The organism is Streptococcus sp. HMSC078H03 (assembly GCF_001808655.1).
In the GTDB taxonomy this organism is placed as follows: Bacteria; Bacillota; Bacilli; order Lactobacillales; family Streptococcaceae; genus Streptococcus; species Streptococcus salivarius_G.
The window spans coordinates 287,597-300,031 of sequence record NZ_KV794113.1 but is presented as its reverse complement, the minus strand read 5'-3'; the positions used below and the strand labels follow the sequence as shown (position 1 = coordinate 300,031).

The 12,435-nt window shown below is 39.5% G+C and carries 12 protein-coding genes, 1 tRNA gene and 1 other RNA gene; 11 read left to right on the top strand and 3 right to left on the bottom strand.

All coding sequences use genetic code 11. The features are described 5' to 3' along the window. Window positions 1-153: 153 nt before the first annotated feature. The 7 genes from rpsA to HMPREF2607_RS07290 all read left to right on the top strand — a co-directional run bounded on the left by rpsA (window position 154) and on the right by HMPREF2607_RS07290 (window position 5,803). The gene (rpsA, locus tag HMPREF2607_RS07320; RefSeq protein ID WP_003094841.1) at window positions 154-1,356 is read left to right on the top strand and encodes a 30S ribosomal protein S1; all 1,203 of its coding nucleotides are present in this window, start codon (window positions 154-156) and stop codon (window positions 1,354-1,356) included. 69 nt (window positions 1,357-1,425) lie between these two features. After that, window positions 1,426-1,497, top strand: a tRNA-Arg gene (locus HMPREF2607_RS07315). Between the two features lie 251 nt (window positions 1,498-1,748). Further along, window positions 1,749-2,098: a transfer-messenger RNA gene (ssrA, locus tag HMPREF2607_RS07310) on the top strand. Window positions 2,099-2,143: 45 nt separating this feature from the next. Continuing rightward, window positions 2,144-2,764: a DUF3862 domain-containing protein gene (locus HMPREF2607_RS07305; protein WP_002885892.1), complete on the top strand. Its 621-nt coding sequence runs from the start codon at window positions 2,144-2,146 to the stop codon at window positions 2,762-2,764. 82 nt (window positions 2,765-2,846) lie between these two features. Then, window positions 2,847-3,530: a TVP38/TMEM64 family protein gene (locus HMPREF2607_RS07300; RefSeq protein ID WP_014633415.1), complete on the top strand. Its 684-nt coding sequence runs from the start codon at window positions 2,847-2,849 to the stop codon at window positions 3,528-3,530. Continuing rightward, window positions 3,508-4,743: an aminoacyltransferase gene (locus HMPREF2607_RS07295; RefSeq protein ID WP_002885926.1), complete on the top strand. Its 1,236-nt coding sequence runs from the start codon at window positions 3,508-3,510 to the stop codon at window positions 4,741-4,743. Before HMPREF2607_RS07300 ends, HMPREF2607_RS07295 begins: the two co-directional genes overlap by 23 nt. A gap of 97 nt (window positions 4,744-4,840) precedes the next feature. Further along, window positions 4,841-5,803: a Gfo/Idh/MocA family protein gene (locus HMPREF2607_RS07290; RefSeq protein WP_070476507.1), complete on the top strand. Its 963-nt coding sequence runs from the start codon at window positions 4,841-4,843 to the stop codon at window positions 5,801-5,803. 45 nt (window positions 5,804-5,848) lie between these two features. On the opposite strand, the gene HMPREF2607_RS07285 is transcribed toward HMPREF2607_RS07290, so the two are convergent. The 3 genes from HMPREF2607_RS07285 to HMPREF2607_RS07275 form a co-directional block, all read right to left on the bottom strand. Further along, the gene (locus tag HMPREF2607_RS07285; protein ID WP_002885967.1) at window positions 5,849-6,151 is read right to left on the bottom strand and encodes a DUF1827 family protein; all 303 of its coding nucleotides are present in this window, start codon (window positions 6,149-6,151) and stop codon (window positions 5,849-5,851) included. Between the two features lie 9 nt (window positions 6,152-6,160). Then, window positions 6,161-6,619 carry an NUDIX hydrolase gene (locus HMPREF2607_RS07280; RefSeq protein WP_070476505.1) on the bottom strand — a complete coding sequence of 153 codons (459 nt, stop codon included), beginning with the start codon at window positions 6,617-6,619 and terminating at the stop codon, window positions 6,161-6,163. A gap of 142 nt (window positions 6,620-6,761) precedes the next feature. After that, window positions 6,762-9,032 carry an ATP-dependent Clp protease ATP-binding subunit gene (locus HMPREF2607_RS07275; RefSeq protein WP_070476502.1) on the bottom strand — a complete coding sequence of 757 codons (2,271 nt, stop codon included), beginning with the start codon at window positions 9,030-9,032 and terminating at the stop codon, window positions 6,762-6,764. Window positions 9,033-9,274: 242 nt separating this feature from the next. On the opposite strand from HMPREF2607_RS07275, the gene argF reads away from it, so the two are divergent. The 4 genes from argF to HMPREF2607_RS07255 all read left to right on the top strand — a co-directional run bounded on the left by argF (window position 9,275) and on the right by HMPREF2607_RS07255 (window position 12,282). Continuing rightward, window positions 9,275-10,255 carry an ornithine carbamoyltransferase gene (gene argF, locus HMPREF2607_RS07270; protein ID WP_070476500.1) on the top strand — a complete coding sequence of 327 codons (981 nt, stop codon included), beginning with the start codon at window positions 9,275-9,277 and terminating at the stop codon, window positions 10,253-10,255. Window positions 10,256-10,323: 68 nt separating this feature from the next. Then, window positions 10,324-10,554, top strand: coding sequence for a DUF1797 family protein (locus HMPREF2607_RS07265; protein WP_002885970.1), 231 nt, complete (start codon window positions 10,324-10,326; stop codon window positions 10,552-10,554). A 313-nt stretch (window positions 10,555-10,867) separates the two neighbouring features. After that, window positions 10,868-11,548: an amino acid ABC transporter permease gene (locus HMPREF2607_RS07260; RefSeq protein WP_002886081.1), complete on the top strand. Its 681-nt coding sequence runs from the start codon at window positions 10,868-10,870 to the stop codon at window positions 11,546-11,548. Beyond that, window positions 11,548-12,282 (top strand): amino acid ABC transporter ATP-binding protein, encoded by a 735-nt coding sequence (locus HMPREF2607_RS07255; protein WP_002886191.1) that lies wholly within the window; start codon window positions 11,548-11,550, stop codon window positions 12,280-12,282. Before HMPREF2607_RS07260 ends, HMPREF2607_RS07255 begins: the two co-directional genes overlap by 1 nt. Window positions 12,283-12,435: the final 153 nt, after the last annotated feature.

The window sequence follows — 12,435 nt, the reverse complement described above, 5'->3', positions numbered from 1 at the left end:
CCTCATGCGTTGGTTCGAATCCAGCTACCCCAGTAAAAGGTATCGGGTGCATTGGCACCGTCTATGTTAACCATTGTCTTTGCGGGTACCTTTAAAAATATATTGTTATCAAGGGTCAGAATTGGCTGGCTCTTGTTGGAGGATCTTTTTAGAATGAACGAATTTGAAGAATTGCTAAACAGTGTTAGCGAAGTTAACACAGGTGACGTTGTAACAGCTGAAGTTATCTCAGTAGATAATGATCAAGCAAATGTTGTTATCGAAGGAACTGGTATCGAAGGTGTTTTGACACGTCGTGAATTGACAAACGACCGTGACGCAAACGTTGCAGACCTTGTTAAAGTTGGTGAAACACTTGAAGTGCTTGTTCTTCGTCAAGTTGTTGGTAAAGATACTGATACTGTAACTTACCTTGTATCTAAAAAACGCTTGGAAGCTCGCAAAGCTTGGGATAAACTTGTTGGTCGTGAAGAAGAAGTTGTTACTGTTAAAGGAACACGCGCTGTTAAAGGCGGACTTTCTGTTGAATTTGAAGGTCTTCGTGGATTTATTCCAGCTTCAATGATCGATACTCGTTTTGTTCGTAACACTGAACAATTTGTAGGTCAAGAATTTGACGCTAAAATTAAAGAAGTTGATCCAGCTGAAAACCGTTTCATCCTTTCACGTCGTGAAGTTGTTGAAGCAGAAGCTGCAGAAGCTCGTAAAGAAGTCTTCTCTAAACTTGAAGTTGGTTCAATCGTAACTGGTAAAGTTGCTCGTTTGACAAGCTTCGGTGCTTTCATCGACCTTGGTGGTGTTGACGGACTTGTTCACGTGACTGAATTGTCTCACGAACGTAACGTTTCACCTAAATCAGTTGTATCTGTAGGTGATGAAGTTGAAGTTAAAGTTCTTGCTATCGACGAAGAAGCAGGACGTGTATCACTTTCACTTAAAGCAACAACACCTGGACCATGGGATGGCGTTGAACAAAAACTTGCTGCTGGTGATGTTATCGAAGGTAAAGTTAAACGTTTGACTGACTTCGGTGCTTTCGTTGAAGTATTGCCAGGTATCGATGGACTTGTTCACATCTCACAAATTTCACACAAACGTGTTGAAAATCCAAAAGATGTTCTTTCAGTAGGTCAAGACGTTACTGTTAAAGTTCTTGAAGTAAACGCTGATGCAGAACGTGTATCACTTTCAATCAAAGCTCTTGAAGAACGTCCAGCTAACGCTGAAGGCGAAAACAACGAAAAACGTCAATCACGTCCACGTCGTCCAAAACGTCAAGAAAAACGTGACTACGAACTTCCAGAAACTCAATCTGGATTCTCAATGGCGGATCTTTTCGGAGATATCGAATTGTAAGATAAAAAAAGAGGCATGGAAACATGTCTTTTTTTCTATTTTAGAGTATGCTATAATAGTATACTGTTAGCACCCTTAGTGTAATGGATATCACGTAAGATTCCGGTTCTTGAGATAGGGGTTCGATTCCCTTAGGGTGCAAAAAGAAAAACGTTGAAAGATTTTTTCTCTCAACGTTTTTTAGTCGGTAAGTTTTAGTGAAAGTATTTCATAAAATCTTTTAGCCTTGAAAAGGAAAAAAGCAAACATATAGAAGAAAAGCTATTAGCTTATCCTAAAACCAAAGTAAGCTACTTTATTAGCATCCCCATAGTTGATTTATTGGGGAGACAGTTTGGCTAATCTTTTGCAATTTATTAAAAAATTTGCTATAATACTCAATATCTCATATTGGGGTCGTTACGGATTCGACAGGCATTATGAGGCATATTCTGCGACTCGTGTGGCGACGTAAACGCTCAGTTAAATATAACTGCAAAAAATACTAATTCTTACGCTGTAGCAGCCTAAACACCTGCTCGCGTGACTTCTAGCAGATTGCTTATGTTTGTTTAGAGGTTTTATTGATTTATAAGCTACGTTTGACCATTGCCTAGCTGGTTGAAAAGAGATTTATAGGCTCGCAGATAGAAGGCTTGAGTTATGTGTCGTCTATCTGTTAAATGAAAGACATAACCTATGGTTGTAGACGAATATGTTGGCAGGTGTTTGGACGTGGGTTCGACTCCCACCGGCTCCATAAAAACCAGAGGCGTCAGCCTTTTATTTGTATATATAGGAATTTATTATGAAAAAACTTTTGTCTTTGACCGTTTTAGGTCTCTCACTTTTTACTCTAGCTGCTTGTGGAAAATCTTCGTCTAAGACAGAGACGAAGGGATCTTTGGATAATGAAGCCTCTAAGATTTTAACCGTTAAGCATGGGAATGTTCGCCAGAACTTTGATAAGATTACCATGGCAAATGCTTCTCAGGAATTTTCAGGAGGCTCAAATCTTGATAGCTTGAAGGGTTGGTTTGGTGAACCTTCATCAACGAGTCAGGAGCAGGCAGGAGATGCTAAGCTTGATGTTTATAATTGGCAGTATGACAATGTTGTTGTTACAGCGAAACTCTTTAACAATAGCACTGTGGTTAAGTCAATTTCAAACTTTTCTTACGTCCGTGATCCTAAAATCACACTGAAGATGTACGAAAATCTCAAAAATGGAACTAGCTATGACGATGCTGTCAAAACGCTTGGTACACCTGATGTTTATTCGATTGCAGTCTCTTCAGATGCAACAATGACACAAGCGCTTTGGTCTTCGAACCTTGTTGCTAAGAAGGGTGAAACAGGTAGCCTTACCCTTAACTTTAAAAATGGTGCCTTGGAAAACAAGTCACAAGCAAATTTGATTAATAAGTAATCGCAGTAAAAGATGCCTTTCTAAATCAATGAAGGCATTTTTTTGTTATAATAAAAGGAGCGATTAAAATTATGGAGATGTAATGACCAAAAAAAGACTATTTTTTATAGGGATAGCCGGTTTAATACTGGTATTCTTATGGCCTCTTTTAAATAACTTCATCCCCTTAATCAAGGAATGGACCAACGCTAAGCATGATCAAGCCTTTTTAAGAGAAGTTTTTAAGCAGGCTAATTTCCAAAATGCACTGATCCTTCTTAGTCTCATGATTCTGTCATCGGCTATTCCTGGAGTTTCAAGTTCTATTTTTTGTATTTTTGTTGGGCTACTCTATGGCCCTTTGCTTGCGATTCCGATGAATATTATTGGTAATACTTTTGGGAATTTGACTAGTTTTGAAATTCTGAGAAGACTTGAAAAGCCAGAGAAGTCCAAACGCATGGAGAAACTTCTAAACTATATTGAGAACTTTAAGCATCGCTTTATTGGGATTTCACTGGCCTTCTCTATTCCATTTATACCATCAGCTCTGGTCAATTATGCTTGTGTTCAAATGAATTTACCCACAAGGACGAGGATTTTGGCGACACTTATTGGAGTGACGCCAGTATCGATTGTTTATGCAGTTAGTGGAGATTTGTTGCTTAATATCCGTCCAATCCGAATGCCATTAGTGGCAGTACTTGCCATCTTGCTTTTTATCTCACTCGTCATTTACTTTATCCATTTTAGGAAGGAAAAAAATGAGCTTCATTCAAGTAACTAAAGAAGAATTTAACACACATGCTCAACAAGTGTCTGAGCGTTCTTTTATGCAAACTGAGGAAATGGCTAAGCTTCTTGAAAAACGTGGATTTAGCATTAGCTATGTCGCTTGGAAAGAAGGAGACCAGCTAGAAGTCTCAGCAATTGTCTACAGCATGCCTATGACTGGTGGGCTTCGTATGGAGGTGAATTGTGGACCGATTCACTCAAATACAGCTCATCTAAGCGACTTTTACCAAGGTTTGAAGGATTATGCTAAGGAAAATGGTGCTCTTGAACTATTAATCAAACCTTATGATACTTATCAAACTTTTGATAGTAATGGTGAACCAACTAGTGATGAGCAGAAGCAATTGATTAGTCAATTGACTGATTTAGGCTATAGCTTTGATGGTTTACAGACAGGCTATCCTGGTGGTGAACCTGACTGGCACTATGTGAAGGATTTATCAGGGATTGAAGAAAAAGATCTCATCAAATCTTTTAGTAAAAAGGGAAAACCTCTGGTTAAAAAAGCCAAAACGTTCGGGATTAAATTAAAAAAACTGAAACGTGATGAGTTATCCATTTTTAAAGAAATCACTTCAGCGACCTCTGATCGTCGTGAGTATAGTGATAAATCGTTGGATTATTATCAAGACTTTTATGATGCTTTTGGTGACAATGCTGATTTTATGGTTGCTACCCTGAATTTTCAAGATTACTATGACCATTTGGAAAGTGATCAAGCTAAATTGGGGGCTAGAATTGTTAAACTCCAGGCTGATTTAGAGGCTAATCCAAAGTCTGAGAAAAAGCAAAACCAATTGAGAGAACTATCAAGTCAGTTTGAGACTTTTGATGTTCGTAAGGGAGAGGCAACTGCCTTTATCGATAAGTATGGTCAGGAAGACATTGTTCTGGCTGGAAGTCTTTTCGTCTATACCCCTCAAGAAGCTGTTTATCTCTTTAGTGGATCTTATCCTGAGTTTAATAAGTTTTATGCGCCAGCGCTCTTGCAAGAGTATGTGATGACACAAGCTATCAAACGTGGTATTACTTTCTATAATTTCCTTGGGATTATGGGGATTTTTGATGGTTCAGATGGAGTTTTGCGATTTAAACAAAACTTTAATGGTTACATTGTTCGCAAGATGGGAACCTTCCGCTATTATCCACAACCGCTTAAATACAAAGCGATTCAAGGAGTTAAGAAACTGCTTGGACGTTCTTAAATTTTAGAGGACTTCGATTTGAGTCCTCTTTCATTATAAGTCTCTATATGGGCTTGGACCATTGTAAAGAGAGATTAGAAATTAAGGAGGTAAGTTGATGAAACTTGCACTATTGGGTACAGGAATGATTGTGACAGAGGTTCTTCCTGTGTTAACTACTATTGAAGGAATTGAGCTTAAAGCTATCATGTCGACACCACGATCACTTGACAAAGCTAAAGCTTTAGCTAAGCAATATGGTTTGGCTCAGGCGACTAGTGATTATGAGGAGATTTTGTCCAATCCAGAAGTTGATACGATTTATGTGGGAACGCCCAACCATACCCATTATAACTATGCTAAGAAAGCACTTTTGGCCGGCAAGCATGTTATCTGTGAGAAACCCTTCACCTTACATTTGGAAGAGTTTGAAGAGCTAGCTAAGCTTGCTCAAGAAAAAGAGCTTCTCTTGATGGAGGCTATTACCAATCAATATTTGGCTAATTTTACAGCGATTAAGGAAGCCTTGTCTGATATTGGGGATGTTAAGATTGTGAATATCAATTATTCCCAATATTCATCACGTTATGATGCCTTCAAGCGAGGAGAGATTGCTCCTGCCTTCAATCCTGAAATGGGTGGGGGAGCACTTAGAGATCTTAATATTTACAATATCCATCTTCTAGTTGGCCTTTTTGGAAAGCCTCATCGTGTGGAATATCTACCTAATGTGGAGCGAGGAGTAGATACGTCAGGAATTCTAGTTTTGGACTATGGTAACTTTAAGGCTGTTGCCATTGGAGCTAAAGACTGTAGTGCAGAGATTCGTTCAACTATTCAAGGGGATAAGGGAGCTATTACCATTTTTGGTGCAACCAACACTCTCCCTGAGATTGGCGTCACCCTCAATGGTCAGAAAGAGAGAGTCGTCAATCTCAATAGTCTACAACATCGTATGCATGATGAATTTGTGGCTTTTGAAAAGATGGTGGCGACCAAGGATTTTGACAGTGTTGCCAAGCAGTTGGAACATAGTCGTCAGGTTATGGAAGTTCTGGATCAAGCTTCGAAAGCTTTGTAACATACAAAAAAACAAGCAGTGGTATTAGCCATTGCTTGTTTTGTCTTATACAGTTGTTGGGAATGAGATCTCAATCAATTTGTCAGTGTGTACTGTTCTGAGTTTGTCCATCAAAACGATATCCTTGTCGATTTTTCGTTTGAGGAAGAATTCACGGATAACTTCTAATTCATTGTCTTTAACAGCACGGTGTTTATTTGAAATCAAGAGTTCATAATGCTTAGGTGCTTGTGTAAAGACAACATCAGTATTCCCAGCAGAGTAGGTCTCTACGAGAAAGGCATCCGTGTTGTCAAGTTGGTTTTGAACAAGTTCTTGGTGTGTACGGGTCGTATTAATGAGTTTCATAGTTTCCTCCTAGGATTTGCCAGTTGTTGTGTTAGTTTCTTTCCATTGTTCGATTCCCCATTTATGACTGCCACGTTTAAGTTTAGCAATGGCTTCGTCAATTGGAAACCAGGCCAGGTTATTGAAATCTTCGAGAGGTTTGCCAATTTTTGAAAAATCTACAACTTCATAAATATAGGCTGGATTGTAATAGTAAGTGTCACGGTGGCTTGAATAGAAGTATTCATCAGCCTGGCCATAGTACTGGCCTAAAGTGGCTGTAAACCCAAGTTCTTCAATTAACTCGCGTTCTAATGCGCTATAGTGATCCTCGCCTGCTTCGATTTCTCCACCTGGGAGAAACCAAGCCCCGTTAGGAGCCTGGACTAAAATAATCTTTGTCTTGTCTTGGTTAGGAATCACAGCATAAACACCGTAACGTGTTTGATAATGAGCTCCCTCAACCTTGTCACCAAATGTTGGATTCATGAGTTGCTCCTTACGTTTATTTGCCTATATTATACTAAAATTTTGCTCATTTTCCTATTGATTTAGGCAGAATTAGGGATAAATTTGAAAATAGGAAATGAAACGATAAAGAAACCAAGTCATTGCGACTTGGTTTCTTTATTTAATCAGTTTCTTTTGCTGTCTCAGCTTTCTGAGCAGTTTTTTCAGCTTTTTTAGCAGACTTAATGGTGATGTGGCCTTTTGAAGTCATGACAGCCTTGAGATCTTTTTCATTTGGATTTTCAAGGTAGAAGTCAGTAATAGCGTCTTCAATATGATCTTGGATGGTACGACGTAGTGGTCGAGCCCCCATCTTAGGATCGTAACCGAGGTCAACCAATTTTTCCTTAACTTTCTCAGTTACACTGAGGTGGATACCGTTATTAGCCAAGCGTTGGTTGACATTATCAAGCATGAGGTCAACGATAGTAAGGAGATTTTCCTTGCTAAGGGCAGAGAATTCGATAATACCATCAAATCGGTTCATGAATTCAGGGCTGAAGAAATCTCCAAGCTGGTTAAGAACAGAATTGGTACGATTTTCACGGGCAGCTCCAAAGCCAACGCTAGCTTCAACTTTACCTGTACCAGCATTTGAAGTCATGATGATGATGGTATCCTTGAAACTTACAGTTCGCCCTTGACCATCAGTCAAGCGACCGTCGTCAAGAACTTGGAGGAACATGTGAAGAACGTCTGGGTGAGCTTTTTCAACCTCATCCAGAAGAATGAGTGAATATGGATTACGGCGGACTTTTTCAGTTAACTGACCAGCTTCGTCGTAACCGACATATCCCGGAGGGGCACCGACCAATTTAGCGACAGCATGTTTTTCCATGTATTCTGACATGTCGAAACGAATCATACTGTCAGCTGAACCAAAGAGTTCAATAGCCAATTGTTTAGAGAGTTCAGTTTTACCGACTCCTGTAGGACCTACGAAGAGGAAGCTACCAATTGGGCGATTTGGTGCACCCAATCCAACACGATTACGACGGATGGCTTTGGCAATCTTATCAACTGCGGCATCTTGTCCAATAACATGTGATTTAAGATCATCAGCAAGACTAAGAAGTTGTGATTGTTCTTTTTCTTTCAAATCACCGACAGGAATATTGGTTTTTTGTTCCACAATGGCTTCGATATGTTTTTCTGTGATGACAGGCATATCTTGGTCTTTGATGGTTTGTTTCTGCATTTCCTTGTATTTGGCAATTTGATCACGGAAATAGGCAGCCTTTTCAAAGTCCTCGTCACGAGTAGCTTGAGCCTTGAGGTTTTCAGCCTCAATCAAACGTTTGTCGATATCTTTAGGATCAACAAAATTGAGGGTCAAGTTCATCTTAGAACCTGCTTCATCGAGAAGGTCGATGGCCTTGTCTGGCAAGAAGCGGTCTTGAATGTAGCGGTTGGACAATTCTGCAGCTGCAGTAATAGCTTCGTCTGTATATTTGACATGGTGGTAGTCTTGATATTTGGGTTGAATCCCACGCAAAATAGTGATGGTTTCCTCAACCGTTGGTTCGTCAACCTTAACTGGTTGCATACGACGCTCTAGGGCAGCATCTTTTTCGATGATGCGGTATTCGTTGAGTGTTGTTGCTCCGACCAGTTGAAGTTCTCCACGAGCAAGGGCAGGTTTTAGGATGTTTCCAGCATCCATATTGCCATCACCAGCATTACCAGCTCCCACAATTTCATGGATTTCATCAATAAATAGGATAACATCCTGACGTTGACGAATTTCTTCCATGAGTTTTTGCATGCGTTCTTCAAATTGGCCACGGATACCAGTTCCTTGAACCAGGCTGACCACATCAAGACGGATAACTTGTTTGCCTTGGAGTTTTTGTGGCACGCCACCGTCAACGATTTTTTGAGCTAGGCCTTCAACGACAGCAGTCTTACCGACACCGGGTTCGCCTATGAGGACGGGATTGTTCTTAGTACGGCGGTTAAGAATTTCGATGACACGAATGATTTCCTCGTCACGACCAATAACAGGATCAATGTCTCCACGACGAGCGATGTCAGTGATGTTAATGCCGAACTCTTCAAGAAGACCTTGTGGCTGTTGAGGAGCTTGTTGGCGTGGTCCTCCTGGACGGCCTGGTCCTTGTGTATTACCACCGTTTCCTCGGTTACCACCTTCTTGTGTTGGAGGTGTGTTGGGAAGATTGCCGTTAGAAGAACGGAAGTTATTTAGGTCGCTGAAGAAATCGTCGAAGAAGTTTGAACCTCCTGTTTGATTGAATTGATTGAGGGGGTTCTCTGGGTCAGATTTCATGATTTTATAACAATTTTGACAGAGGTCAACTTGTTGCTGATTACCATTTACATTGGTATATAAATGAATACTAGCTTCATTAAGGTTACAGTTTTGACAGAGCATATCAGTACCTCTTTTCTATCTGAATTGGGAAAGACCTTTATTGAAAAGAATCTTGGTCAAAAAAGGTCAAATCTATGACTCCATTATAGCATGCGGAAGGTAGATTGCAAGTAAAAAGCATCTAGATTTGGCACTCTCTTAACAAGAGTGCTAATATTGAATTTTAATTCAAAATCACTTGTCTAAAATGTATAAATATTATATAATGATTTTATATTATTCAGAACGAAAGAGAGATGCCTATGACAAAAGCTAAATCATTTTTGAAAGAAATCGACTTTACCAAGCAGGAACTTGAGGAGTTAATCGATCTATCTATAAAATTTAAACAGCTAAAGAAGGAAAGAATTCCGCATAAATATTTAGATGGCTTAAATATTGCCTTGATTTTTGAAAAAACATCCACAAGAACTCGCTCAGCTTTTACAGTGGCTGGTCAGGATCTAGGGATGAATGTGACCTACCTTGGTGCTGGAGACATTCAGTTAGGTAAAAAGGAATCTGTAGTTGATACAGCCAAGGTGCTTGGTTCTATGTTTGATGGAATCGAATACCGTGGTTTTAAGCAAGAAGATGTCGAAGATTTGGCTAAGTACTCAGGAGTTCCGGTCTGGAATGGTTTGACGGATACCTGGCATCCAACGCAAATGATTGCGGATTTCATGACTTTGAAGGAGCGTTTTGGTAGTTTGGAAGGTTTGACCATCGCCTATATTGGAGATGGTAGAAATAATATGGCCAACTCACTTTTGGTCACTTCGGCTATTTTAGGCGTTAATGTCAAGATTATTGCCCCAGAGGTGCTGCAACCCGAAGATGAGATTGTAGCCCTAGCTCAGAAACATAATAATGGTGCCGATTTAACCATTACAGATGATATTTCAGAGGTCAAGGGAGTGGATATGCTTTATACGGATGTCTGGGTATCTATGGGTGAAGAAGTAGACTTTAAATCTCGTATTGATTTACTCCTGCCTTATCAAATTAATGCAGACCTACTTGCCAAGACGGAAAATCCAGATATCATCGTTATGCACTGTCTCCCAGCTTTTCATGATCTCAATACCCAAATTGGGCAAGAAATCTATGACAAATATGGTTTGGCAGAATTAGAAATCACCGATCAAGTCTTCCAAAAATACAGCGATATCATCTTCCAAGAAGCTGAGAATCGTATGCATTCTATCAAGGCCATTATGTACAATTCCTTGAAAAATATCTAAAATTCCCCCATTTTTCCCATAAGTGTGATAAAATAAGTAAGAAATACACAATTAATAGGAGAAATAACATGGAATCACATTTGGTGAGAATCATTAACCGTCTTGAAATGATGGCGGCTGATGGTGGTAATTTGAAACGTAATTTTGAACGTGAAGGAGTGGTTGTTGCCGAAGTATCATTTAGCAACGATCCTGAAAATGGTCCAGTTTTCACATTGCGTGATGTTGAAGCACGTGAATCTTATTCATTTGATAGCATCGACTTGATTGCAATGGAAATCTACGATTTGCTTTACTAATAAATTATTTTGGAACTTTACAAGGTTCCAAAAATCAGAATGCCTGAAACTATCGAGTTTCAGGCATTTTTATCAGGATGAAAGCATGGGGTGATGCTTGTATGGCTTGTCAAAACAGGCAGTGTTTCAACTCATTGGCAAAGTTTTTGGCGTGGTGTCATCTTGGAAATACATGAGGTGTATTGCTTAAGAGTTTTGCTAGCTAGGTCTATAACTTAGTTTTTATACTGAAATATCGCATTTATAAGAAAATACTTTATTATTATACAGTCTTCTGATATAATATTGAAGAATATTAGTAAGGAGTATCTAGATGAATTTTTCATTTCTACCACAGTTTTGGTCTTACTTTAACTATGGTGTCTTAGTAACAATTATGATTTCGGTCTGCGTGGTCTTCTTCGGAACCATCCTTGGGGTTTTGGTATCCTTGGCCAAGCGTTCTGGAATCAAACCTTTGGAGTGGTTGGTAAGCCTTTATGTTTGGGTTTTCCGTGGGACTCCTATGGTTGTACAGATTATGATTGCTTTTAACCTCATCCACATGAATCTTCCAACTGTTCAGTTTGGCATTTTGAACCTTGATTTGTCACGTATCGTTCCAGGTATTATCGTCCTTTCTTTGAACAGTGGTGCTTATATTTCTGAGAGTGTGCGTGCAGGTATCGAGTCTATTCCTAAAGGTCAGGTTGAAGCTGCCTACTCACTTGGTATCCGTCCATGGAATACCATGCGTTATGTGGTCTTGCCTCAAGCTATTAAAAATATCTTGCCTGCCTTGGGTAACGAGTTTGTTACTATTATCAAGGATAGTTCGCTCTTGCAAACCATCGGAGTTATGGAATTGTGGAATGGTGCACAAACTGTTGCAACAACAACCTACTTGACCTTGACACCGCTCTTGTTCGCAGCCTTCTATTATTTGATTGTGACAACGGCTATGACGGCACTCTTGAAACAAATGGAAAAACGACTTGGGGAGGGACGTAAATAATGGCAGAAACAATTATTGAGATTAAAAATCTTCACAAGTATTTTGGTAAGAACGAAGTTCTCAAAGGGATTGATCTAGATATTAAAAAGGGTGAGGTAGTGGTTATCATCGGTCCTTCAGGATCAGGAAAATCTACCTTCCTACGCTCAATGAACTTGCTTGAGAAACCTACAAAAGGTGTTATTTCCTTTGAAGGTGTGGATATTACAGATAAAAATAACGACATTTTCAAAATGCGTGAGAAGATGGGAATGGTTTTCCAACAGTTCAACCTCTTCCCTAATATGACAGTTAAAGAAAATATCACCTTGTCGCCAATTAAGACTAAGGGTGTTTCTAAAGCTGATGCAGAAGCAAAGGCTATGGAACTTTTAGAAAAGGTTGGCTTGAAAGATAAGGCAGATGCCTACCCAACAAGTCTATCAGGTGGTCAGCAACAACGTATTGCGATTGCACGTGGTTTGGCTATGGATCCAGATGTTCTCTTGTTTGACGAACCAACATCAGCCCTTGACCCAGAAATGGTTGGTGAAGTTCTTGCAGTTATGCAGGACCTTGCTAAATCAGGGATGACAATGGCAATCGTTACCCACGAAATGGGCTTTGCTTATGAAGTGGCTGATCGTGTTATCTTTATGGATGGCGGTGTTATTGTCGAAGAAGGCACACCACAAGAGATTTTCGACAATACTAAGGAAGATCGTACCAAGGATTTCTTGAGTAAAGTTTTGTAAGATATTCATTAAGTATGTATACATTGTTTGTGAAGGCTGGAACTTTTCCGGCCTTTTCTTTTTGTGTTCTGCTTTTCTAGAATCATTCTTGTTTAGGATAATATTGCGGAAAAGATGGATAAATATGCTATAATGATGCCATATCAAAAATAA

Coding starts and splice junctions, on each gene's coding strand:
- rpsA (WP_003094841.1), top strand. CDS start 154: ATGAACGAATTTGAAGAATTGCTAAACAGTGTTAGCGAAGTTAACACA.
- HMPREF2607_RS07260 (WP_002886081.1), top strand. CDS start 10,868: ATGAATTTTTCATTTCTACCACAGTTTTGGTCTTACTTTAACTATGGT.
- HMPREF2607_RS07290 (WP_070476507.1), top strand. CDS start 4,841: ATGAAACTTGCACTATTGGGTACAGGAATGATTGTGACAGAGGTTCTT.
- HMPREF2607_RS07285 (WP_002885967.1), bottom strand. CDS start 6,151: ATGAAACTCATTAATACGACCCGTACACACCAAGAACTTGTTCAAAAC.
- HMPREF2607_RS07295 (WP_002885926.1), top strand. CDS start 3,508: ATGAGCTTCATTCAAGTAACTAAAGAAGAATTTAACACACATGCTCAA.
- HMPREF2607_RS07280 (WP_070476505.1), bottom strand. CDS start 6,619: ATGAATCCAACATTTGGTGACAAGGTTGAGGGAGCTCATTATCAAACA.
- HMPREF2607_RS07305 (WP_002885892.1), top strand. CDS start 2,144: ATGAAAAAACTTTTGTCTTTGACCGTTTTAGGTCTCTCACTTTTTACT.
- HMPREF2607_RS07275 (WP_070476502.1), bottom strand. CDS start 9,032: ATGCTCTGTCAAAACTGTAACCTTAATGAAGCTAGTATTCATTTATAT.
- argF (WP_070476500.1), top strand. CDS start 9,275: ATGACAAAAGCTAAATCATTTTTGAAAGAAATCGACTTTACCAAGCAG.
- HMPREF2607_RS07300 (WP_014633415.1), top strand. CDS start 2,847: ATGACCAAAAAAAGACTATTTTTTATAGGGATAGCCGGTTTAATACTG.
- HMPREF2607_RS07265 (WP_002885970.1), top strand. CDS start 10,324: ATGGAATCACATTTGGTGAGAATCATTAACCGTCTTGAAATGATGGCG.
- HMPREF2607_RS07255 (WP_002886191.1), top strand. CDS start 11,548: ATGGCAGAAACAATTATTGAGATTAAAAATCTTCACAAGTATTTTGGT.